This window comes from Capnocytophaga sp. FDAARGOS_737, assembly GCF_009730375.1.
In the GTDB taxonomy this organism is placed as follows: Bacteria; Bacteroidota; Bacteroidia; order Flavobacteriales; family Flavobacteriaceae; genus Capnocytophaga; species Capnocytophaga leadbetteri.
On sequence record NZ_CP046316.1, the window covers coordinates 99,719 to 123,925 of the forward strand.

The following is a 24,207-nucleotide window of genomic DNA, read 5'->3' on the forward strand; positions in this document are numbered from 1 at the left end:
TTTTTTTGTTGGAAATATATTTCAGCAGTGGCTAAAAAGACAGCTATTTAGTAAGCAAAAATTAAAAAAGGCGGTAGAAGTATATTTTTCTATTTTTTAGTCGGTTAGTAGATGTTTGTACTTCGGCAATTCTTCGCTTATCCTTCGCTTATCCTTCGCTCTTCCTGTATTGTTCCTATACTGTTTGTATAGGGTAGGTGGCGGTAGAAATTTTTTCTAATTTGCTAAATTGCTAATTATGTAGTACTTTTGCCGATTATTAATAGTTTTCTATTTTGTATACATTTCCTAAAAGAGAAAAACTCTGCAAACGCACTCATATACAACAGCTTTTTGCCGAAGCGGATAGCTTAAGTAGCTATCCGCTGCGGTTGCTTTATGCGCCTATACCTGCCTTGGAGGCGCCCTATCAGCTGCTGATAAGTGTGCCTAAGCGTCAGTTTAAGCGGGCAGTACACAGGAATAGGCTTAAACGGCTTATTCGGGAGTGCTACCGCTTGCAAAAGCATTTGCTGCCACCCCCTAAGCAGCCTTGCGCTTTGGCTCTTATATATATAGGTAAAGAAGAACTGCCCTATCAGGCTATCTATGAGAGGGTAGGAGAACTAATGAGACGATTAGGTGATTTGCCGATTTGTCAATTAGAAAATTAGCTGATATATGATAAATAACTTTACTTTAGCACTACTGCCACCACCCTCTGAAATAGAAACACGCGAAGTACTTAAGCAGCTATCGCTTTCGCACCGACATCTGGCAGAACTCAAAGGGATTGTTAAAACTATTCCGAATGAGCAAATACTTATTAATACGCTTTCGCTGCAAGAGGCGAAGAGTAGTAGCGAGATAGAAAATATCGTTACTACCCACGATGACCTCTATAAAGAGCATATTATGATAGAAACAAACCCTGCCAGCAAAGAGGTAGTAAACTATGCCAAAGGTTTGAAAATGGGCTTTGAGATTGTGCGCAATCAGAAATTACTACTCAATAAACATATATTGCTTATTCAGGAGCAGTTAGAAGAAAATAAAGCTGGTTTTAGAACGCAAGCCGGTACAAAACTCATCAATAGCAAGAATGAGGTAGTCTATATTCCACCTCAAGACAAAGATGAGATACAAAACTTTATGGCAAACTTAGAGAAATTTATTAACGACCCAGATTTCTCAGACCTTGACCCACTTACTAAGATGGCTATTATTCACTACCAGTTTGAGAGTATTCACCCTTTTTATGATGGTAATGGACGTACAGGGCGTATTATCAATATTTTGTACTTGGTATTAGAGGGTCTTTTAGACTTACCCGTACTATACCTCAGTAGGTACATTATTCAGCACAAAGACGATTATTACAAGGCTTTGCAAGGGGTAAGAACTGGCGGTGACTGGCAAACGCTTATATTGTACTTGTTAAAAGGAGTAGAAGTAACGGCTATTGAAACTATAAGTTTGGTAGAAAATATCAAAGTACTGATGCAGCAAACTAAACAACGCCTCCGTACTAACTTGCCTAAAGTATATAGTCAGGATTTGCTTAATAACCTTTTTAAAAACCCTTACACTAAAATTGAGTTTTTAGAGGCTGATTTGAATGTAAGTTATCAAACAGCGCGTAAGTACTTAGAAATACTGACAAAGGAAGGTTATCTGACAAAAGTTCAGAAGTGGAAAACTAGTTACTATATTAATGAACCGTTGTTAAATTTATTTCTTAAATAGTTTTATCATTTATACGAAAAGGCACTTTTGTATAAATGAGGACTCTATCATTTATACGAAAAGGCACTTTTGTATAAATGATACTAACCCTAACTAACCCCTATAAAAAAATGCTAAAAATAGTTGTTTTTGCGTCTGGTTCGGGCTCTAACGCCGAACGTATCGCTACTTATTTCGCTGAAAAAGGTACTGCACAAGTGCAGGCTATCCTATCTAACAATCCGCAAGCGGGTGTGCTAGCGCGTGCCAAACGGCTGGCTATCCCCTCGATAGTATTCGATAGACAAGCGTTTTACCATTCGGATATAGTGCTCAACATCGTTAGAAGTTTGCAGCCAGACCTTATAGTATTAGCGGGCTTCCTGTGGAAAGTGCCTGCCTACCTGACTGAGGCTTACCCTGATAAGATTATTAACATACACCCTTCGCTATTGCCTAAATACGGCGGTAAAGGTATGTATGGCGCCTATGTGCACCAAGCGGTGATTGACCACGGCGAAAAAGAAAGTGGCATTACCATTCACTACGTAAATGAGCATTACGATGAGGGGAATATTATCTTCCAAGCGAAAACGGAGGTACTCCCCACCGATACTGCAGATACTTTGGCTGAAAAAATACACCAATTAGAGTATCAGTATTTTCCGGAAGTGATAAGTCGATTTGCCGATTAGGTGATTTGGCGATTTGTCAATTTGCCGATTTGTCAATTAGATGATAAAAAATGTTTTTTGAAGATTGGAAAAATAAAGAGAAGATGGAAATATTCATCAGAGTTTTACTATGCAAACAGAAATCATTTGGAGGAAACAGTTTAAACAATCGCCCGCTTTTAATATTACCCCTATAGCCGACCCTTTTAACCCCAATTGCTTTTATGTAGGGGGTGGAGCTGAAGATGATTATGGAAGATATACACGTCTACGCCGGTTGTCGTTTGCTACAGGTGAGGAAGAAGCTTCTGTATCTTTAAAAAACAATATTAAGGAAATATACTTTACTCCCGATACACAATTCATATTAGTTCTATCTGACGACTATTTGTTAAGAATACAACGTGAAAACCTGCTTATCACCGATATATATGATAAGAATTTCCCTAAAACCGCTAGCTGTATGGCTTTTAATCATCAGCCTATTTTTTTCTTGATGAATTCAGCTGATAAAAATCTCTTTGCTTTCAATTGTATTGAAGGCACTAAAAAAAGAAAAGTAACCAAGGTGGAGGGGTGTTTATCTCTTGATTTTGAAGATGATGACCACCTCCTTATCTATGCTCCTACAGCAATACAACGTTACGATTTGGTAAAAGATAAAATAGAGATACTTTTCAATACAGCCCCTTATAGGTCTGTAGTGAAAGATAGTAAAGGCAATATTTATATGAATTTATGTGATAACAACAGAAAACTTCTATCCATTATCCGTAAAATGGCTTCCGATGGCACTTATAAAGATTATGATTTAACTCCTTTCAATATAAAATTTGACAATTTCAAACTTTCTAAAGATGAAAAATATCTCTTTTTAATGGATTGTTACGAAAAAACAAATACTTTTTGTAAGTTTTCATTAGAGAACAATGAGATAGCAAGCAAATTCACATTCTCAGAAAACGAAAGACTCCTAATGTTTTTTGAGCAACAACAGCTTATACTCACAAAAGAAAAAGATAGCTTTCAAATGAATTTTATAGGTAGAAAAATAATTAAAGAATGAAATTATTCAAGCAAAAAACGTGGCAGTTTGAAACCTCGGGAGTAGAAGGCGCGGTAAAACTCTTTGGCGTAAATATATTTGACTACAAATGGCAAGAAACGGGAGAATATGTAAAAGTAACAGACCCTCTCTACCACGCCGAAAAATCTTTTACTCTTTATGAAGTAGTGATAAACGGCGAGACACACACCTTTGTAGCAGGAGAGTTTAGCAATATGATATGGGGATTTTATTTGCTGAAATATTAAAAATAATTATTAGTCCTTAGCCATTAGTGACTACCTAACAACTAAGGACTCAAGTTAGCTTTCCCAAGCAATAGAACTAAAGCTACCGTCTAAGTTAAAACGAACAGCAAGAATCTCGTCACTTTGGTCAGGGTCTATCATATAATCGATAGTAATTTCTGCCTTTGAAAGACAGTACCAAAGCGCTACGTGATGAATTTTCATAGCTGTCACAAAATCATCAATAGAGGTAGGCACCTCTAACTCTAATTCGTCTATATGAAAATCTATATACTCGCTATCTTGTTCTAAATAGCTTTTGAGCGCTTTGCGCGCCTGTTGGTCTCTTTCAGGAAAATGCTTGATAAATTGCTTAAACAAATCCAATCTTTCCTTGCTGATTTCTTCTTTTTTAGCTAACCAAAGATTAAACTCAACAGGGTCGTTTAATTCTTGGAAAGTCACTTTTTGTTCCCATAACACATCTGGGTCAAAATCTTCTTGTATAACACTGGTATCAAGAGTACCAAAATAAGGGTGTGTAATAGATGCCATAATGATATTTTTTTATTTAACTTTGCAAAGATAAAATAAAAAAAATGAAATACAATTAACAATATGACCGAAGCAGTAGCGAAACACATCAAAAAGCTCTATCAGTTGGAGAAAAAGGCGATTTGCCGATTTGCCAATTTGGCGATTTGCCAATTTGTCGATTTGGCGATGAGAAGATTTGAAAAAGAGTAGAAAAACACTGTTTTAAGACGCTGTTGCAGGCTGATAAAACAGTGTTTTTTTGTGTTAATAGTGATGAAATCTTCTGTTGATGAGGGTTTTATTTCTTTTTAAACATTGTTTTAAAATATATGTAAAAATAATTTAATATAAATTAAAACTTTATTTTTAGGTTTATCTAAAAATATTTTATACCTTTGCCCGCTCAAATAACAAAACTATGAATTACAAAGTATTTATTTTATCAGTAGTGGGCAGTCTGAGTTTGATTGCTTGTAAAAAAGAAAAAGATGAGGCAGAACCCTTGTCTGTTACTAATGATGTAAAGATGCTAAATGCTACATCGTATGAAAAATGGGTGTATTACTCGCTTGAAAAAGGAGCTATTGTAGAGGTGAGTTCGCCTGAAACTGACCTTACGTGGGATATAGCTTTCCAACGCTGGTATGTGAAAACCAATAGTGGTACCTCAGGCTTAGGGAAAGGGGGCGCTATTAACACTAAAAAAACAGATTGGGATAAGGTGGTTATAGCTCCTCCCACAGGCTATAAAGTAGATGCGATAGGAACGCTAAACGGTTGGGACGTAGTAAAAAACGTTGAAACTAAAAAAGAAGGTACTTTTTCTCAAGAGGCTTCGCTTTATGTAACCTACATCAGTGGAGGGAAATACAAAAATAGAAATGAGGTTTACTTGCTGAAAACAGCTAAAGGTAAGTTTGTGAAAATACAGTTTTATGACTATGTGAACGAAAGACTAAAAGGAGGTTATCCTAGTTTTAGATATAAATTAAGTGATAATGAAAATTTTTAATGTAAAAATGAGGTATTTATGGATATTGCTAGCTCTGCTGGCTCAGCAGGCTATGGGACACGCTATTTGGATTGAAACCAACACAGAGGCAAAGATAGGCGATTGGCACGAGGTGCGTATTTTCTTCGGTGAACCGAATGAAACCAATAAGCCTACCCCTACTGCTAAGTGGTATTCTGACTTGAATACGCTTTCACTTTCACTCATCTCCCCTTCGGGGAAAGAGACTGTTTTGGAAAAGAAGCAGTCAGAATGGTGTTATTACGCCCACTTTAAGGTAGAAGAAGAAGGTGTTTACAAATTGAATATTAATCATTTGGTGGCTAAAGTATACAAACGGATGCGCTTGAGGTATCAGTCCGTTGCTTTTGTGAGTACGAAACCGCTGACTGAAACGGTTGTCTTGGGTGATAAATCGTTTTTTAGATTGGGGGTGGCTCCCGCTAAAGGAGACGCGCAGGAGTATAGAGCCTTCTACAAAAAAAGAGGACTAAAGAAAGGAAAAATTACCTTTGATTTTTCAGTAGATAAAAGTATTACTGGTATTACTGACAAGGAAGGTGTTTTGACCTTTCAGCCAGAAATGCCTAATAAATATATAGTGAACCTTGCTAAACAAAAGAAAAATAGAGGTAAGCACAATGGTAAAAAACATCTTTTTGATTATATTTGGCTGACTTACTTATGCGCAAACAAGGAAATTATAGAGCAAAATAAGTTTTGATTTGCCAATTAGCTAATTTGCCAATTTGCCGATTTGTCGATTTGTCGATTTGCCAATTTGGCGATTTTGAAATTTGTTAATTAATTTTTTTTGCTGTTTCAAAAAAAAGTTGTACTTTTGCGCCCTAAAAATAGGAGTGCCCTTTGTTGGCACCAAAAGGAATGTTTAATTTATAATAAAAATCACAAAGAGTGGACACATTAAGCTACAAAACCATCTCTGCCAATAAAGCTACTGTAAATAAACAGTGGGTTTTGGTAGATGCTGACGGACAAACTTTGGGTCGACTTGCCTCTAAAGTGGCTAAGCTACTTCGCGGTAAGTACAAACCTGAATACACCCCTCACGTTGATTGCGGCGACAACGTAATAGTTGTAAATGCTGAGAAAATCAACCTTACGGGTAACAAATGGGAAGATAAAACATATCTTCGCCACACTGGCTATCCAGGCGGACAACGCACAGTAGGCGTGAAAGACCTACTAGCTAAACACCCAGAACGTATCATTGAAAAAGCTGTAAAAGGTATGTTGCCTAAAACTAAATTGGGTGCAGCTGTATTACGTAACCTAAAAGTGTATGTAGGCACTGAGCACAAACACGAAGCTCAACAACCTACTGCCATTAACTTAAACGATCTTAAATAATGGATGTAATTCACACTATCGGTAGAAGAAAAACCGCTGTAGCGCGTATCTACCTAAAAGCAGGCAACGGTACCATAACCGTAAACAAACGCGAACTTAACAATTATTTTACTACTCCTACCCTTCAGTATAAAGTGAAACAAGCTCTTGCTTTAGTTGGAGCTGAAGACGCATATGATGTGAAGGTAAATGTATACGGAGGAGGTATCACAGGACAAGCTGAAGCAACTCGCTTGGCTATAGCACGTGCGCTTTGCCAATTAGACGCTGAAAACCGCGCTACCCTAAAACCAGAAGGTCTGTTAACTCGTGACCCTCGTATGGTAGAACGTAAGAAATTCGGTCAGAAGAAAGCACGTAAGAGATTCCAATTCTCTAAACGTTAGGATAATTATGAATTTTGAGTTCTTAATTCAAAATTTAAAATTCAAAATTAAATTTGCTCCTTAGTTTAGCATCCAAATGGCTCAGGCGGTTGTTTATCAGAAAAGAAAAACCTCACCAAGCCATTGCTGACGCTGTAGGAACGTAAACTATTTAAAAAACAAAAATGGCAAATAACATAGAAATTAAAGAATTATTAGATGCAGGCGTACATTTTGGTCACCTTACGCGTAAATGGAACCCTAATATGGCTCCCTACATCTATATGGAACGCAACGGTATACACGTAATAAACCTTTACAAAACCGCTGCTAAAATAGAAGAAGCTGCTGAAGCCCTTAAGAAGATAGTAGCTTCTGGCAAGAAAGTACTTTTCGTTGCCACTAAAAAACAAGCTAAAGATGTAGTAGCAGAAAAAGCTACATCAGTGAAAATGCCTTACATCACAGAACGTTGGCCAGGTGGTATGCTTACCAACTTTGTGACTATCCGCAAGGCAGTGAAAAAAATGTCGTCAATCGACAAAATGAAAAAAGACGGTACCTTTGATACCCTTTCAAAACGTGAAAAACTACACGTAGAACGTTTGAGAGAAAAACTAGAAAAGAACTTAGGTTCGATAGCCGATATGTCGCGCTTACCAGGTGCCCTCTTTGTGGTTGATACCCTACGCGAACACATTGCTGTAAAAGAAGCACAAAGATTAAACATTCCTATTTTTGCAATGGTAGATACAAACTCTGACCCACGTGAGGTAGATTTTGCTATCCCTGCTAATGATGATGCTTCAAAATCTATCGACAAAGTACTTTCATACATCACTGAAGCAGTGAATGAAGGTCTTGCCAATAGAACCGCTACAGCAGAAAAAGAAACTAATGAATAATTACTTAATGACAAATGACAAACCATAAATTTGTCATTTGTCATTCACATTAAAAAATTAATAAAATGGCAAATATTACCGCCGCAGACGTAAATAAACTAAGACAAGCCACCGGTGCTGGTATGATGGACTGTAAAGCAGCCCTTATAGAAGCCGAAGGCGATTTTGATAAAGCAATAGAAGTATTGCGCAAAAAAGGTCAGAAAGTAGCTGCTAAGCGCGCTGACCGCGATTCTAAAGAAGGTGCTGTTATCGCTCAAGTAAACGGAAACCATACAGTAGGTGCTATCATCTCGCTTAACTGCGAAACTGACTTCGTAGCTAAAAATGCTGATTTCGTAGCTCTTGCTAAAGATTTGGCTGAACTTGCTCTTGGCGTAAACAGCAAAGAAGAACTTCTTGCTCTTAACTACAAAGGTATCAGCGTAGCTGAGAAACTTATCGAGCAAACTGGTGTGATAGGTGAGAAAATAGAACTTGGTGCTTTTGAAAAAGTTGAAGCTCCTTTTGTAGGTTCTTACATTCACAATGGTAACAAGATTGCTGCTATCGTAGGTCTATCAAGCGCTATCGCTGATGCTGCTGAAGTAAGTAAAAACTTAGCGATGCAAATTGCTGCTATGGGTGCTGAAACACTTTCATACAAAGACTTTAGCGCTGAGTACATAGCTAAAGAAACTGAAGCTCGTATCGCTATCATCGAAAAAGAAAACGAAGAACTACACCGTTTGGGCAAACCGCTAAAACACGTACCTCAGTACGTATCATACGCTCAGCTTACACCTGAAGTATTAGCAAAAGCTGAAGCTGATGCTAAAGCTGAACTAAAAGCAGAAGGTAAACCTGAACAAATATGGGATAAAATCCTTCCTGGTAAAATACAACGCTTTATCTCTGATAACACTACCCTTGACCAAGAGAAAGCTCTTCTTGACCAAGTGTATATCTATGACGAAAGCAAAAAAGTTTCAGATTTTGTAAAATCTAAAAACGTAGAAATTACTGGCTTCAAACGTGTAGCTTTGTAATCGTAATAAGGTCATAATATTAGATTTTTAAAGTTAATACTAAGCCTCCACGTAAAAGTGTGGAGGCTTTTTTTGCAATGAAACACATTATCCACCTCTTGTTTTTATGGCTATTTTTTAGCTTACAGACAACTTACGCACAATCGACCCTAAGTGGGAATATAGCTCTCCCTACTGATGAAACTCTTACTTTGCAGTGGCAAGAACGGGAGAACTCGCAGCAAAATAAAGGTATCCATACCTTTGTAGGTTACTACCAAAATCAGTTTGTCGCCACTTTGGTAATACACCCTAATAAGGAGGCTTCTGGCAGTTTGCAATGGGAAGGCACAACTTACCAACTGACAGGCACTCCACAAGGCGAGCTATCGGCAAAGGTACGCTTTCACTACAATCCTAATAGTAAGTGTGGTACCTCTCTTCAAAGCAGCCACACAGCTCGTCCTATTACCTCTCTTACTTCTATAATGCCTAACGACCCTGAGGGTATCTTGTATCTCTACCGGTTGGCAGTACTTATTGATTATCACGACTTCGCTAATACTTTCAGCAGTGATATAAAACAGGTAAAAGATTTTTTACTTAACCTTGAAGTCTTTCTCAATGAGGTGTATGTACGTGATATTGGGGTAAAATTTAGTATAGTGGCTGATGACCGGCTTATTATTCAGGAGGCTACGAAGCAGCTATACGACCAAACTTCGCGAAGAGATATTATTGAAAATTCTACTGAAAAAATAAATGAGCTTATAGGCGATAAACAATATGATTTGGGAATAGTGATTGCGCCTGGAACGGATTCCACCTTATCGGGGCTTGCTTTCTTTTCTGGAGGGTTCCGCCTTATACGAAAAGGAGGGGCTTCGGCAATAGCTGACAATGCTACCATAGCCCACGAAATAGGACACTTATTTGGCGCCGACCACACTTTTAAGAATGCTTATTCGGGTAACTCTCTCTATACAGAGCCCGCTTATGGTCAATCGCTAATGGGCTATAGCAATAATTTTCCTGATGGGGCTTTCTTCTCGCTGCCTACAGCTTATCAAATACGAGGAGGAATTGTTAATCGCTCTTATTTTAAAGACCCTGAACGCACTCAGTTAGTAAACCGCAATGGGAATGATGTGAGTAACTTCAATTATGCCTACGGCATCAAAACTGAAAGTTCTTTCCCTACCATAAACCGCACTAAGCTGCAAGAAACTTATACAATCCCTAAGGATACTTACTTCCAATTCTATATCAATGCGACTAATACTAATAGTATTCCGATTTATTACACAGCGCAACTGACCAGCAAGGCAGGCGTAAATGACCCTAAGTTCCTCACTCGTAAAGGGAAAACGGGTAAAGAACCTATTACTTTTCAGACCCAATACAGTGATTTGGGTGGATTTATAAACTACACACGCACAAATGCAAAAGGCGAACATCTTTTTTGGTTAGCGGCTTCGAATCCTGCGCCTCAGCACTTTGTGAATTACGATATGGTAGCTGTAAAAGTGATTATTGCAGAGGGTAAGACTTTCGCTATCACTAATGGAATGAATGATGAGTATGAAGGGGGCGCTTCCCTCACGCTAAACTGGCAAGTAGACCCTAATTTCTTTGACGCCAATAGCAAAGTGCGCATTCTTCTTTCTGATGATTTTTGGAAAACCTTTAAATATACTTTGGTGGAAAGCACCGAAAACGATGGTAGTTGCGAGATTACTCTCCCTAATATAGAGGTCGGCACTGTAGAATGGGGCAAACAAAAGAAAATACAGCTTCCCGCAGGAGTTATCAAGGTAGAGGTGATAGACCATATAGCTTTTGCTACTACCAATGTGGCTCCTTATAAAACCTCTAACGGGAAGTTAGTGCCTAATGGCGGTTTTAAAATTAAAAAGAAAGCAGAATTGCCTGAGCCAAAACCAGAACCCCAGCCTAATCCACTTCCGCAAGAGCCAGAAAAGAGGGTCGTTATCTATAACGGAGTTTCGTCAGCCAACCCTCAGAACTATTTTGCAGTAGAGGGGGTAGATGTTACTACGCCTATTCATCTTCTTATCTTTGATGAAATGGGCTTGAAAGTATATGAGAACAAGGATTATGGCAAAAACGGTGATTGGTTTAGAGGATATGCTAATATTAAAAACTTTATAAATAATAATAAAGCGTTGCACGGCACTTATTTCTATATAGTTAGTTACAGCAAAAATGGCAAGATAGAAAGGCAAAATGGTTTTTTGTATGTGAGGTAAAAACTTCATTTTCTTTTGAAATAAAAATATTTTATAAAAATTTCTTTCGTTTTCTTTGCACGGTTCAATAATATTAACTACCTTTGTCGCTCATTAGTATAAATAACCAAATAATTACATAACGAATTAATATATTATGGATGTAAAAAAAATTATGACCTCTTTGGAGGCTAAACACCCAGGAGAAAAAGAGTACTTGCAGGCTGTACACGAAGTGCTTGAGTCGGTAGAAGAGGTGTATAATCAGCACCCTGAATTTGCTAAAGCTAAAATTGTGGAACGCATCGTAGAGCCTGACCGCATCTTTACTTTCCGCGTAGATTGGGTAGATGACAAAGGCGAAGTACAAAGCAACCTCGGTTACCGCGTGCAATTTAACGCTGCGATAGGCCCTTACAAAGGAGGTATCCGCTTCCATAAAGCTGTAAACCTATCGATGCTTAAATTCCTCGGCTTTGAGCAAACTTTCAAAAATGCTCTTACTACGCTACCTATGGGAGGAGCTAAAGGAGGTTCAGACTTTGACCCTACCGGTAAATCGGACGCTGAAATTATGCGTTTCTGCCAAGCCTTTATGCTTGAACTATGGCAACATATAGGTCCTGATACCGATGTGCCTGCTGGTGACGTAGGTGTAGGCGGTCGCGAAATAGGCTATATGTATGGAATGTACAAAAAATTGGCTCGCGAGTACAACACAGGAGTACTTACTGGGAAAGGTATTAACTGGGGAGGTTCTCTTATCCGTCCGGAAGCTACTGGTTATGGAGCGCTTTACTTCGTAGACCATATGCTTAAAAAACTTGGCAAAGACCTTAAAGGACAACGAGTGGTAGTATCAGGTTTTGGTAACGTAGCTTGGGGAGCATCGCAAAAAGCTACTCAGTTAGGGGCTAAAGTGATTGGTCTGTCAGGCCCAGATGGTTGTGTGGAAGTGCCAGGAGGTATGACTCACGAAATGATAGACTACTTATTAGAGCTTCGCGCTTCTAACCGCAATATCGTAGCGCCTTTTGCTGAGAAATTTGCAAAAGAAAGTAAATTTACGGCTGGTAAGAAAGCGTGGGTAATTCCTTGTGATATTGCATTGCCTTGTGCTTTCCAAAATGAATTGAACGAAGAAGATGCTAAAACGCTTATCGCTAACGGTGTGAAATTGGTAGCAGAAGTATCGAATATGGGTTGTACACCAGAGGCTATCAAAGCTTTCCAAGATGCTAAATTGCCATTTGCCCCAGGTAAAGCGGTGAATGCAGGAGGGGTAGCTACTTCAGGTCTTGAAATGACCCAAAATGCGGCACACCTTGCCTGGAGAGCGGAAGAAGTAGATGCTAAATTGCACCAAATTATGGAGTCTATCCACAACGCTTGTCTAAAGTACGGACAAGAAGATGGTTATATTAACTACGTGAAAGGGGCTAACATAGCTGGCTTTATGAAAGTAGCACACGCTATGCTTGACCAAGGAGTGGTTTAATGGCAAAAAAACAATAAATAATAAAAGCTGCTTCTGCAAAAAGGAGCAGCTTTTTTTGCTACTTTCAATCTCCAATAATAGCGTTCTATCTTTCTTTCTAAAAAAAAATATGAAAAAACGCCCTTTCTCTAACCTCTGATTTCCAACCACTTAACTATCCCCCTCAAAAAAACTTGAAAAAAAGTTGCTGAAAAATTTGCAGAATTAAAAAAACGCCGTACCTTTGCACCCGCAAATGAGACGATAAGTGCTCTTGCAAGAATAAACAACACGTACATTGACATAATGTTGTACAGCACAAAAGAAGATTTAAAGAATCGAGTGAAACCTGAAGTCAATAACTTAAAAATCGGTTAGAAGAAATTAAAGATTTTAACGATGAAGAGTTTGATCCTGGCTCAGGATGAACGCTAGCGGCAGGCCTAACACATGCAAGTCGAGGGAGGAGCTTTCGGGCTTCGACCGGCGTACGGGTGCGTAACGCGTATACAATCTGCCTTTCACATAGGGATAGCCCGAAGAAATTTGGATTAATACCTAATGGTATATAGGGATGGCATCATTTTTATATTAAAGCTGAGGCGGTGAAAGATGAGTATGCGTTCTATTAGCTAGTTGGAGAGGTAACGGCTCCCCAAGGCTACGATAGATAGGGGTTCTGAGAGGGATATCCCCCACACTGGTACTGAGATACGGACCAGACTCCTACGGGAGGCAGCAGTGAGGAATATTGGACAATGGTCGGAAGACTGATCCAGCCATGCCGCGTGCAGGAAGACGGCCTTATGGGTTGTAAACTGCTTTTGCAGGGGAAGAATAAGGAGTACGTGTACTTTGATGACGGTACTCTGCGAATAAGCATCGGCTAACTCCGTGCCAGCAGCCGCGGTAATACGGAGGATGCGAGCGTTATCCGGAATCATTGGGTTTAAAGGGTCCGTAGGCGGGCTAATAAGTCAGAGGTGAAAGCGCTCAGCTCAACTGAGCAACTGCCTTTGAAACTGTTAGTCTTGAATGGTTGTGAAGTAGTTGGAATGTGTAGTGTAGCGGTGAAATGCTTAGATATTACACAGAACACCGATAGCGAAGGCATATTACTAACAATTAATTGACGCTGATGGACGAAAGCGTGGGGAGCGAACAGGATTAGATACCCTGGTAGTCCACGCTGTAAACGATGGATACTAGCTGTTTGGTTGTAAGACTGAGTGGCTAAGCGAAAGTGATAAGTATCCCACCTGGGGAGTACGCACGCAAGTGTGAAACTCAAAGGAATTGACGGGGGCCCGCACAAGCGGTGGAGCATGTGGTTTAATTCGATGATACGCGAGGAACCTTACCAAGGTTTAAATGGAGACTGACGTACTTAGAGATAGGTATTTCTTCGGACAGTTTTCAAGGTGCTGCATGGTTGTCGTCAGCTCGTGCCGTGAGGTGTCAGGTTAAGTCCTATAACGAGCGCAACCCCTGCCATTAGTTGCTAGCGAGTAAAGTCGAGCACTCTAGTGGGACTGCCGGTGCAAACCGTGAGGAAGGTGGGGATGACGTCAAATCATCACGGCCCTTACATCTTGGGCTACACACGTGCTACAATGGTCGTTACAGAGAGCAGCCACTGCGTGAGCAGGCGCGAATCTATAAAGACGATCACAGTTCGGATCGGAGTCTGCAACTCGACTCCGTGAAGCTGGAATCGCTAGTAATCGGATATCAGCCATGATCCGGTGAATACGTTCCCGGGCCTTGTACACACCGCCCGTCAAGCCATGGAAGCTGGGGGTACCTGAAGACGGTCACCGAAAGGAGCTGTTTAGGGTAAAACTAGTGACTGGGGCTAAGTCGTAACAAGGTAGCCGTACCGGAAGGTGCGGCTGGAACACCTCCTTTTTAGAGACGACCGATGTTATAGACGAATAGAAGGATAACACCTTTTCTTTAAATCTTGCTGGACAACAAAAAAACAAGCAGTCTCATAGCTCAGCTGGTTAGAGCGCTACACTGATAATGTAGAGGTCGGCAGTTCGAGTCTGCCTGGGACTACGAAAAGATAAGCTGAATTGAGGAAATTCTAGGAGCTGAAGAGTTAGATAGTTAAATGGCTAACGACTAACGACTAATAACTAACGACTAAACACGGGGAATTAGCTCAGCTGGCTAGAGCACCTGCCTTGCACGCAGGGGGTCAAGGGTTCGAATCCCTTATTCTCCACAAAAATAGTACATTGACATATTGGGATAAAAAGCATAAGAGATCAATAATAGATTATTGATAATCTAACGAAAAAATATTAAAAAGAATCAAAGAGAACGAGGTATTTTCTTAATTTAGAATTTAAAATTCAGAATTAAGAAAGACTACAAGCGCGAAAAGTTATGTAAGGGCGTATGGGGGATGCCTAGGCTCTCAGAGGCGAAGAAGGACGTGATAAGCTGCGAAAAGTTGCGGGGATTGGCACATACGATTAGATCCGCAAATATCCGAATGGGGCAACCCAGTACATTGAAGATGTACTACACCGATTGGTGGGCAAACCTGCTGAACTGAAACATCTTAGTAGGCAGAGGAGAAGAAAACAAAAGTGATTCCCAGAGTAGTGGCGAGCGAAATGGGAGCAGCCCAAACCCATATTGTTACGGCAATATGGGGGTAGTAGGACCCAGATATAGGTTGTAAAACTGGATTAGAAGTGTTTGGAAAGACACACCATAGAGAGTGAAAGTCTCGTATAGGTACAGCTTTATAAATCTTATGGGTATCCTGAGTAGGTCGGGGCACGTGGAACCTTGACTGAATCCGCCGGGACCATCCGGTAAGGCTAAATACTCCTGAGAGACCGATAGTGAACCAGTACCGTGAGGGAAAGGTGAAAAGAACCGTGAATAACGGAGTGAAATAGACCCTGAAACCATACGCTTACAAGCGGTCGGAGCAGCATTAGCTGTGACGGCGTGCCTTTTGCATAATGAGCCTACGAGTTACTGTTACCAGCGAGGATAAGTATTTCAGATACGAATCCGTAGCGAAAGCGAGTCTGAATAGGGCGATAAATAGTTGGTAGTAGTAGACGCGAAACCTGGTGATCTACCCTTGGGCAGGTTGAAGCGCTGGTAACACAGCGTGGAGGACCGAACTGGTTGTCGTTGAAAAGACTTCGGATGACCTGAGGGTAGGGGTGAAAGGCCAATCAAACTGGGAAATAGCTCGTACTCCCCGAAATGCATTTAGGTGCAGCGTTGATGCGAGTTTAATAGAGGTAGAGCTACTGATTGGATGCGGGGGTTTCATCGCCTACCAATTCCTGACAAACTCCGAATGCTATTAAATGCTCATCAGCAGTGAGGGTATGGGTGCTAAGGTCCATATCCTAAAGGGAAAGAACCCGGACCATCAGCTAAGGTCCCCAAATATATGCTAAGTTGACCAAACGCGGTCTGACTGCACTGACAGCTAGGATGTTGGCTTGGAAGCAGCCATACATTTAAAGAGTGCGTAACAGCTCACTAGTCGAGCGGTTGGGCATGGATAATAAACGGGCATAAGCATATTACCGAAGCTATGGGGTTATTACTTGAAGTAATATACCGGTAGGGGAGCATTCTATTGGCGTGGAAGCTAAAGGCGTGAGCCATAGTGGAGCCTGATAGAAAAGAAAATGTAGGCATAAGTAACGATAAGGCAGGCGAGAAACCTGCCCGCCGAAAGATCAAGGTTTCCTCAGCTATGCTAATCAGCTGAGGGTTAGTCGGGGACTAACGCGAACCCGAGTAGGGGTAGTGGATGTACAATAGGTTAATATTCCTATACCATTAGTCTGTTAAAAGTGACGGAATGAGATAACTACCGCGTACTGACGGAATAGTACGTTTAAGGAGTTGTTATGACTTCGAAAGTACGCTGAGGCTTCGGCCGAGGTGAGTGTGGTGACAACGTTTCCAAGAAAAGCGAAGGCTAATGCCCGTACCGTAAACCGACACAGGTGATTGGGATGAGAATTCTAAGGCGCTCGAGAGATTCATGGCTAAGGAACTAGGCAAAATAGACCTGTAACTTAGGGAGAAAGGTCGCCTATCATTAGATAGGCCGCAGTGAAAAGGTCCAAGCGACTGTTTATCAAAAACACAGGACTCTGCAAAATCGAAAGATGAAGTATAGGGTCTGACACCTGCCCGGTGCTGGAAGGTTAAGAGGAGAGCTTAGCAGCAATGCGAAGGTTTGAATTGAAGCCCCAGTAAACGGCGGCCGTAACTATAACGGTCCTAAGGTAGCGAAATTCCTTGTCGGGTAAGTTCCGACCTGCACGAATGGTGTAACGATTTGGACACTGTCTCGGCCATGAGCTCGGTGAAATTGTAGTATCGGTGAAGATGCCGATTACCCGCAGTGGGACGAAAAGACCCTGTGCACCTTTACTATATCTTCGTATTGGTCTTGGATAAGTGATGCGTAGGATAGGTGGGAGACTGCGAAGCGGCTATTCCGGTAGTTGTGGAGTCATTGTTGAAATACCACCCTTTGCTTATCTGAGGTCTAACTTTGCACAAGGCAAAGGACAATTCGTGGAGGGTAGTTTGACTGGGGTGGTCGCCTCCAAAAGTGTAACGGAGGCTTCTAAAGGTTCCCTCAGCACGCTTGGTAACCGTGCGTAGAGTGCAATGGCATAAGGGAGCTTGACTGAGAGACATACAAGTCGATCAGGTACGAAAGTAGAGCATAGTGATCCGGTGGTTCCGTATGGAAGGGCCATCGCTCAAAGGATAAAAGGTACGCCGGGGATAACAGGCTGATCTCCCCCAAGAGCTCACATCGACGGGGGGGTTTGGCACCTCGATGTCGGCTCGTCACATCCTGGGGCTGGAGAAGGTCCCAAGGGTTGGGCTGTTCGCCCATTAAAGTGGCACGCGAGCTGGGTTCAGAACGTCGTGAGACAGTTCGGTCTCTATCTACTGTGGGCGTTAGAAATTTGCGTGGATCTGACTCTAGTACGAGAGGACCGAGTTGGACGCACCGCTGGTGTATCTGTTGTCTTGCCAAGGGCATAGCAGAGTAGCTAAGTGCGGATGGGATAAGTGCTGAAAGCATATAAGTACGAAACCCGCCACAAGATGAGATTTCTTTTAAGGGTCGTGGGAGATGACCACGTTGATAGGTTACAGGTGTAAAGGTGGTAACATCATAGCCGAGTAATACTAATAACCCGTAGACTTTTCGCGCAGCATTCTTTTTAAAAGAGAGTTAGTTAAATATTTGCTTTTTATCCTCATATGTTAAAATATATGGGCTATGTAGTTAGTATGTAGTCTAAATGATTTAAGGTGGTTATAGTCAAAGGTCTCACCTCTTACCATTCCGAACAGAGCAGTTAAACCTTTTAGCGCAGATGGTACTACGCAAGTGGGAGAGTATGTCGCCGCCTTCTTATAAAAAGAGCAATCTAAATAATTAGATTGCTCTTTTTTTGTTTTAAAGAATTGAGCTGTATACCATACTAAACAAAATATCAAAGAACACGTTTTTTAGACTGCAAAATTGCAGTTAATTTTGTTCTTAAGCAAATAGTTGTCGTATGGAGGAACAAGGTTGTAAACTTAGAAAGAGTAATGAGTTTATTCAGAGCCTTTTTGATAAGGGGTATAACCTATGCTTCAAATTTTTTCAAAATCAATTAAAGACAGGCTTGAGCAGAGGTTATTATGAAGAGAATAGGGGTTAGTAGAAATTAAAACAGTGTGAGATTTTACTGTATAATACTCATATAAAAAAGCGATTCCTTACTAAGAGAATCGCTTTTTTATTACTTTTTAGGGTTATTTTTTTGTCAGTTCACTTTCAAAAAAAGTAATCAATTTATTTATAACATCTTTTTCACGTTTTTCAATATCTTCCTTCACCCAGTCAGATTTAGGATATTTTGAGAGACTCTGAACTGTAGCTATTTCAGACTCAGCATATTTGTTTTTTTTCAGTGCAAAATATTGATTCCCAGCTTGTATATTAAGCCTCTTTTCAAAAATAGTTTTATTACCTAATTTATCTAAATATAAATCAGCATCATCTCTTTCCCAACCATTATAGTTTGTATTTTGCCATTTCTTAGGGAAAATGTGTTCTATATCAAAGTTATTGTTTATTAATTTTGTTTGATTTTCATCTAAGTATGCATAAAGTAATAAAAGAGCTCTAGTCATTCTTGTAGAAGAACCAATGCTTTCAATACGCTCTCTTAAAGAATCTTTATTAAACTCAATATTGTATTTTAGTTTGTTTTCAGTGTGTAATGCTATGCAAGAATCAAAAATATCATCTCTAATGACATTTACTGATGGAGCATATATAAATTTTACAAATAAGAAAGCAGTAAGTTCTCTGAGTATAGAATTAAATTTTTCGTCAAAATTAGGAGTATTTCTATTTCTAATAAAAAATACACTTACAGGAAATTTCCAAAATTCATTGGGGTAGTAGTTTAAACATTGGATATATTTCCTTGTATCATCAGATATATAATAAGGATATTGATCAATGGCTTTATTGCTATTTAGATACCTCCAAAAGATAGCAAGATCTATAATATCTGCTAATAAGTTGGGGCTTCTGAGTTTTTCGTACTTATTTTCAGCATAAAACTTTCTCAATCCTATTTCTCTTGATTTATCTTTTTTTTCTGCTCTAAGAATGTGAGTGTAGTATTTGAAGACATCATCAATAGTAAAATTCCCTTCTTCACATATTTTTGTTAATTCTTTCCACTGATCAGTAAATTCTCTTTTAGCTTCTCTCTCATAATTTTTATATAACTGAGCTTTAAATATATCAGAATCAGCAAGAGGCATTCCTCTATCATTTAAAGTAGAAAATATAGTGAGGGCAGTATCTTGTGTATCGCATTCTATTGGTAGAATTACACATTGTTCAAGAATTGTTACGCAGAAGTCATTCCAATGCAAAGGATTACTTTTAGCATATTCATTACATTGCTCAAGAAAGAAAGCATAGTTAATGGAATAATTGTCTTGTTTATTTTTATCAACTTCCCCTATTTCTAAGATTTTGTGAAAAGTATTATTATCCTCATCTGTAGCAACTTCAGAATGAATATGAATTTTAGTTTTATCTTCTACTTGTTGTGATATTCTGCTTACTTCCCAAATGCAAGGTGCTATTTGATTTTTAAGTCCCGTTACATTAGAATCTTCATCCATCATTTCAAGTTTTTTATAAAAAGCTCGTAGTAACAACATAAAAGATGTAATACGCTGTTGCCCATCTATTATTTCAGGATTCTTATCATTATTTGTATAAGAGACAATAGTACCTAAAAAGTAGTCAGAATGTTTTTTAGCTTCTGTTGTGTAAAACTCTTTGAGATCTTCCCATAAAGTTCTACATTTATCAATATCCCATTTGTAAGGGCGTTGATAATCAGGAATAATAATTTTTTTAGTTTTTAACTCTGAGAAGAGTTCTTTAATGCTTTTTTTACTTACGATAAGGTCTGCCATTTTTTATATGTTTTATTGGTTCTTGCAGCAAATGTACAAAATTAAATTATATAAAAAGCTCTTTTAATTTATTTTTTTACCTTAAAGCATTTACAAGAAGAACTGACAGCCAAACAAAAATAACAGTCAATAAAAAAGCGACTCCCAACTTTAAGGAAGTCGCTTTTTTTGTTAGCCTAAAAAGGTAGATCATCTTCTTCTATAGGAGCTGCCGCTGGTGGCGTAGCTGCTTGCGGAGGCACTTGGAAAGGCTGCTGTGGTTGCCCTAATGGTTGCCCTTGAGGCATTGACTGAAAGGGCTGAGCAGGAGCCTGCTGATATTGCGGTGGCGCTTGCTGGTACTGAGGCTGTGCATATCCCTGAGGCGGATAGGCAGGCTGTCCGTATCCTTGTGGAGGGTATTGCGCATAGCCTTGTGGCGGATAAGCAGGTTGTCCATACCCTTGAGGAGCTGCCTGTGCAGCTGCCATAGCGTCTTGTATGCGCCATCCTTGCAAGTTCACTATATATTTAGTTTCCCCTTGTGGATTTACCCATTCGCGTCCTCTTACGTTGAAGCTGATGAGCACCACTTGTCCTTCGTGGAAGCTGTCGAGTAGGCTGCATTTCTCTTGTACAAAATCGAATGGTATGTACTGAGGGTACTGATCTTCAGTCATAATTACCACATCGCGGCGTTGAAAGCCGTTCTGACCTACCGTTTGAACAGGTCCTATTTTTATGATTTTACCTTGAATTTCCATATTTGCCATATTTTGGTCTTACATTTTAAATTTCTTGTCGGCAAAAGTACAACATAATTTGCGAATTAGCAAATTTGTGAGTTACCAACTACGCTAATCTGTAGTACTCTTTTAGTTTTTGGGGTTACCCTAAAGCGGTGGTCTAAGCGCTTGCCCACCACCCATACTATACGGTCGCCACTGCACAATAACCATTGCTGCTGACGCGCTATCTGACTGTATTTTTCGTCTATAAAATACTTGCTCAACTTCTTAGCACTACCCAAGCCTATAGGGTAAAATATATCACCCTCGCGCTTGTGTCGCAATGCTAATGGGAACTCTAATTTATCAGCATCTACACTGATAGTATTAGGGTCTTCCGATATGGCAGCGGTAGGGGGTACCTCTTCAAATACCAAACGTATAGGGGTTGTAACCTCGCGCGTACCCTCAGCTATCAGAAAAGGCGCTTCTTCTTCGTCCTCTATTGGCAACAACCATACCCATTCTTTGTCCTTTATCAGTTGGTGAGAGGGCGAACAGAGCATCTTGCCCGCTTCCGCCGTAAATAAAAGCTGCTGCAAGTCCTTTACATTGTTGAACCCGTAGGGATAGAAGAGCCTATGCAGCACCAAAGGCAGTTCAGGCACTTGCAGTAGGGGAGAGGGGCTAATGCGAATAGGATCCCCCTGAAAACACTCATTTCTTATCTTTTCGATATAATAATCGATAAAACGAGCCGATTGGTGCAAATATTCTTGCGTTTGATTAAAGTTTTCTAAGTAATTAGGGTGTACGTAGCGCAATTGAGGGATAATTTCGTGCCTAATAACGTTGCGCACGTACTTATTCGAAGCATTCGAGCTATCCTCACGCCAACTCAGCTGCTTTGCTTGGGCGTACTGGTATATTTGCTGACGCGAAAACGAAAGTAACGGACGTATTAGCTTGCCATTTTGCTGCGGAATACCCAAAAGACCGTCTAAACCACTGCCACGCGATAGGTTAATCAAGAAAGTCTCAAGGTTGTCGTTAGCGTGGTGGGCAGTGGCTATATAGGCGCAGGCATAAGCCTGAGCCATACGGTCAAACCATTCATAGCGAAGCTCACGGGCAGCCAATTGGGTGTTTAGCTGGTGCTCTTTGGCGTAGGCGTGAGTGTCGAAGCGCTCTACCAATAGCTGTACTCCTAAGCGCTCCGCAAAGCTGCGCACAAAAGCCTCATCGCCATCGCTTTCTTCTCCGCGCAAGCTAAAATTGCAGTGGGCGAGTATCACCTCGGCACCGTGACTGTAGAGCAGGTGGGCTAGCACCACGCTGTCGATGCCCCCGCTGATAGCCACCAACACACGCTGGTGCTTCAGCGCTTCTAAAAGGTTCGTTTTCATCGGTATATAGGGTTAAACTATCCCAAAGCGGGCAATCGTATTGAGTTTGCCTATCAGGCTTTTGGTTGCCGTATGGGTATAAGTCTTTTTGCGGTATTGGCTTACGGGCTGTATGCCTATAAGGCTGTTGGTGATAAATAGTTCATCGGCTTTTTGCAGTTCAAAAGGCGAAATAGAGGTCTCCTCCACCTGATAATCGCCTACTTTTTGTAGCGATTTTATAAGCATCTTGCGGGTAATGCCGTTTACAGCGCCATCGGTTAGGGCAGGCGTCTTTAGCGTGTTGCCATTTACTAAAAAAATATTGCCGTCCAGCGCCCCTGCAATGTTCTTTTGGCTGTTGAGCAGTATGCAGTTCTGATAGTCGTTTTCTTGGGCGAAAATACTGCCCAATACGTTCACTATCCGATTGGTGTGCTTAATGTTAGCCAACAAATCGGGTTGTATATAAAAATCCTTAAAAAGTTCCACCTCGTACGGCTCTTCGTTTAGCACGTAGAAAGCGCTGCTTAAGGGCTGTGTTTCAATAAGATATTCTATGTCGTTATTAGTAGGGGTATAAGTGTTGCCGCTCTTTCTAAATATGCTGATGCGTACCCTTACGGGCTGACTTTCAAGGGCATTGCTGCGGATAGTTTTTAGTATTTCCTCTTCAATGTATTCCATCGAAAAAGACATTGGTATATTCATACGCAGCACGCGCATGCCTGCCATTAGGCGCAGGTAGTGTTCTTCCCAAAACAACAACTGCTGATAGCTGTACTTGCTCACATCGGTTACGGCATCGCCGTAGGCAAAGGCGCGGTTGTGCAGCGCAAGTATATTGCCCTCTGCACCGATAAGCACGCCATTATAGTTTATATTCATTTATTTTTAAAAGTGATTTATTTTTAGTTAAGGGTATTTTTAGCCGCCAATACGTGCTTTTAGGTCAGCAATTTGCAGCCGCCACATCTGTTTTGCCTCTTCTATCTCATCAGGATAGGCAAAATCGACGATAACAAGCGATACTTCTTGGGTAAGTTCATCTACATTGATACGAATTTCGAAGAAAGTATTCGCAGGGTCGTCATCTACCCAATGAAACCGTATGTATTCGTCTAACTTAGTGCGCATCAAGATAGCTTTTTCGGGCGATTTATTCCAGAAAAACAGATATACATCGGCATCAGCGCGTACATCGTCAGCGTACCACGAAGCCAATCCTGCCGGAGTGGATATGTACTGGTAAAGCAACTGCGGAGAGGCATTAATGCCCACTTCCAATTGGTATTTTTCTTTCGTATTCATATCGGTAGGGGGGTTAGGGGCTTTAGTGGGCGCAATATACAACATTTTTTTTAATTAGCACCAATCCCGCTACTTTATCTCTTTTAGTTTTTTAATAACTTCTTCAGTATTAGCGCGTTGAGTGTAGTCAGCATTAACAAAAGCATATACTATTACCCCCTTTTGGTTAATGATATAAGTAGCAGGCATCGGCAATTGGTTCAAATGATTACCATTGTAAGCCGATAGTCCAAACCCTTTTTCATACCTAACTGCAGTGTTCTCATCTAAGGTGAAAACCAATCCGTAACGGCTGGCAACCTCGTTATTAAGGTCTGTTAGTATTTCAAATGCTAACTGATGTTTTTCTTTGGTCGATAAACTGTAGTCAGGAAGCTCAGGGGTTAAGGCTACAAAGGTAGCACCTTGTGCTTTTATTTCGGGTAAAACTTCTTGCCAGCCTTGTAGCGCCCTATTACAATACGGACACCAACCTCCGCGATACCAAGTTAGCACCACATTCCCATTTTTCAGTAGGGTAGAGAGTTTTACTTTTTTGCCTAAGGCATTTTTAAGGGTGAATTGAGGGGCTTTATCACCCACTTTTAGCGCTTTAGAAGTGTCTTGCCCATAAATAGGCGCTACTGCCAATAAGACAGCAAATAATAGTGTTTTGAATATTTTCATTAGTTAAATAAAAATAAAATTTC

21 protein-coding genes, 2 tRNA genes and 3 rRNA genes are annotated in these 24,207 nt (G+C 40.4%); 19 read left to right on the plus strand and 7 right to left on the minus strand.

Annotation, left to right across the window (positions count from 1 at the left end):
- The first annotated feature begins 275 nt into the window (after positions 1-275).
- The 5 genes from rnpA (at position 276) to FOC45_RS00470 (ending at position 3,692) form a co-directional block, all read left to right on the plus strand.
- Entirely contained in the window at positions 276-653 is a 378-nt protein-coding gene (gene rnpA, locus FOC45_RS00450) for a ribonuclease P protein component (RefSeq protein ID WP_009390783.1), read from the plus strand.
- 7 nt (positions 654-660) lie between these two features.
- Positions 661-1,725 (plus strand): Fic family protein, encoded by a 1,065-nt coding sequence (locus FOC45_RS00455; RefSeq protein ID WP_009390781.1) that lies wholly within the window; start codon positions 661-663, stop codon positions 1,723-1,725.
- Positions 1,726-1,835: 110 nt separating this feature from the next.
- A complete protein-coding gene (gene purN, locus FOC45_RS00460) occupies positions 1,836-2,399 on the plus strand; it encodes a phosphoribosylglycinamide formyltransferase (protein WP_034539490.1) in 564 nt (187 codons plus the stop codon).
- Between the two features lie 109 nt (positions 2,400-2,508).
- Positions 2,509-3,444 (plus strand): hypothetical protein, encoded by a 936-nt coding sequence (locus FOC45_RS00465; RefSeq protein WP_009390778.1) that lies wholly within the window; start codon positions 2,509-2,511, stop codon positions 3,442-3,444.
- Entirely contained in the window at positions 3,441-3,692 is a 252-nt protein-coding gene (locus FOC45_RS00470) for a hypothetical protein (protein WP_009390776.1), read from the plus strand. Before FOC45_RS00465 ends, FOC45_RS00470 begins: the two co-directional genes overlap by 4 nt.
- A gap of 54 nt (positions 3,693-3,746) precedes the next feature.
- Here FOC45_RS00470 and FOC45_RS00475 read toward each other — a convergent pair whose 3' ends face one another.
- Positions 3,747-4,226, minus strand: a complete 480-nt coding sequence (locus FOC45_RS00475; RefSeq protein ID WP_009390774.1) for a DUF2004 domain-containing protein — start codon at positions 4,224-4,226, stop codon at positions 3,747-3,749.
- 63 nt (positions 4,227-4,289) lie between these two features.
- On the opposite strand from FOC45_RS00475, the gene FOC45_RS12145 reads away from it, so the two are divergent.
- The 14 genes from FOC45_RS12145 (at position 4,290) to rrf (ending at position 18,032) form a co-directional block, all read left to right on the plus strand.
- The gene (locus FOC45_RS12145; RefSeq protein ID WP_009390773.1) at positions 4,290-4,418 is read left to right on the plus strand and encodes a hypothetical protein; all 129 of its coding nucleotides are present in this window, start codon (positions 4,290-4,292) and stop codon (positions 4,416-4,418) included.
- Between the two features lie 208 nt (positions 4,419-4,626).
- The gene (locus tag FOC45_RS00480) at positions 4,627-5,220 is read left to right on the plus strand and encodes an HmuY family protein (protein ID WP_009390768.1); all 594 of its coding nucleotides are present in this window, start codon (positions 4,627-4,629) and stop codon (positions 5,218-5,220) included.
- A gap of 7 nt (positions 5,221-5,227) precedes the next feature.
- Positions 5,228-5,944 carry a hypothetical protein gene (locus FOC45_RS00485; RefSeq protein ID WP_231121875.1) on the plus strand — a complete coding sequence of 239 codons (717 nt, stop codon included), beginning with the start codon at positions 5,228-5,230 and terminating at the stop codon, positions 5,942-5,944.
- 191 nt (positions 5,945-6,135) lie between these two features.
- Positions 6,136-6,591, plus strand: coding sequence for a 50S ribosomal protein L13 (rplM, locus tag FOC45_RS00490; RefSeq protein ID WP_009390763.1), 456 nt, complete (start codon positions 6,136-6,138; stop codon positions 6,589-6,591).
- The gene (gene rpsI, locus FOC45_RS00495; RefSeq protein ID WP_009390760.1) at positions 6,591-6,977 is read left to right on the plus strand and encodes a 30S ribosomal protein S9; all 387 of its coding nucleotides are present in this window, start codon (positions 6,591-6,593) and stop codon (positions 6,975-6,977) included. Before rplM ends, rpsI begins: the two co-directional genes overlap by 1 nt.
- Before the next feature lie 164 nt (positions 6,978-7,141).
- Complete coding sequence (gene rpsB / locus FOC45_RS00500; RefSeq protein ID WP_009390757.1) at positions 7,142-7,861, plus strand: 30S ribosomal protein S2; 720 nt, start codon at positions 7,142-7,144, stop codon at positions 7,859-7,861.
- 65 nt (positions 7,862-7,926) lie between these two features.
- Entirely contained in the window at positions 7,927-8,889 is a 963-nt protein-coding gene (gene tsf / locus FOC45_RS00505) for a translation elongation factor Ts (protein ID WP_009390755.1), read from the plus strand.
- A gap of 77 nt (positions 8,890-8,966) precedes the next feature.
- The gene (locus FOC45_RS00510) at positions 8,967-11,138 is read left to right on the plus strand and encodes a reprolysin-like metallopeptidase (RefSeq protein ID WP_034539464.1); all 2,172 of its coding nucleotides are present in this window, start codon (positions 8,967-8,969) and stop codon (positions 11,136-11,138) included.
- 136 nt (positions 11,139-11,274) lie between these two features.
- Positions 11,275-12,615 (plus strand): NADP-specific glutamate dehydrogenase, encoded by a 1,341-nt coding sequence (gene gdhA / locus FOC45_RS00515; protein WP_009390753.1) that lies wholly within the window; start codon positions 11,275-11,277, stop codon positions 12,613-12,615.
- 375 nt (positions 12,616-12,990) lie between these two features.
- Positions 12,991-14,502: ribosomal RNA gene (locus FOC45_RS00520) — 16S ribosomal RNA — on the plus strand.
- A 79-nt stretch (positions 14,503-14,581) separates the two neighbouring features.
- Positions 14,582-14,655, plus strand: a tRNA-Ile gene (locus FOC45_RS00525).
- Positions 14,656-14,750: 95 nt separating this feature from the next.
- Positions 14,751-14,824: transfer RNA gene (locus FOC45_RS00530), tRNA-Ala, on the plus strand.
- Positions 14,825-14,979: 155 nt separating this feature from the next.
- A 23S ribosomal RNA gene (locus FOC45_RS00535) occupies positions 14,980-17,826 on the plus strand.
- A gap of 98 nt (positions 17,827-17,924) precedes the next feature.
- Positions 17,925-18,032, plus strand: a 5S ribosomal RNA gene (gene rrf / locus FOC45_RS00540).
- Together the 16S, 23S and 5S rRNA genes with 2 tRNA genes alongside form the textbook arrangement of a ribosomal RNA operon.
- A gap of 388 nt (positions 18,033-18,420) precedes the next feature.
- Here the strand turns inward: rrf and FOC45_RS00545 are convergent.
- The 6 genes from FOC45_RS00545 to FOC45_RS00570 form a co-directional block, all read right to left on the minus strand.
- Positions 18,421-20,115, minus strand: a complete 1,695-nt coding sequence (locus FOC45_RS00545) for a DUF262 domain-containing protein (protein ID WP_155846578.1) — start codon at positions 20,113-20,115, stop codon at positions 18,421-18,423.
- A gap of 176 nt (positions 20,116-20,291) precedes the next feature.
- Positions 20,292-20,858, minus strand: a complete 567-nt coding sequence (locus tag FOC45_RS00550) for a DUF3127 domain-containing protein (protein ID WP_034539970.1) — start codon at positions 20,856-20,858, stop codon at positions 20,292-20,294.
- A 65-nt stretch (positions 20,859-20,923) separates the two neighbouring features.
- Positions 20,924-22,228: a tRNA lysidine(34) synthetase TilS gene (gene tilS, locus FOC45_RS00555; protein WP_009390857.1), complete on the minus strand. Its 1,305-nt coding sequence runs from the start codon at positions 22,226-22,228 to the stop codon at positions 20,924-20,926.
- A 12-nt stretch (positions 22,229-22,240) separates the two neighbouring features.
- Positions 22,241-23,095 (minus strand): aminotransferase class IV, encoded by an 855-nt coding sequence (locus tag FOC45_RS00560; RefSeq protein ID WP_009390859.1) that lies wholly within the window; start codon positions 23,093-23,095, stop codon positions 22,241-22,243.
- Between the two features lie 39 nt (positions 23,096-23,134).
- Entirely contained in the window at positions 23,135-23,518 is a 384-nt protein-coding gene (locus FOC45_RS00565) for an START-like domain-containing protein (protein WP_034539967.1), read from the minus strand.
- A gap of 69 nt (positions 23,519-23,587) precedes the next feature.
- On the minus strand, positions 23,588-24,184 hold the full coding sequence (locus tag FOC45_RS00570) for a peroxiredoxin-like family protein (protein WP_009390872.1): 597 nt from the start codon (positions 24,182-24,184) through the stop codon (positions 23,588-23,590).
- Between the last annotated feature and the right edge of the window lie 23 nt (positions 24,185-24,207).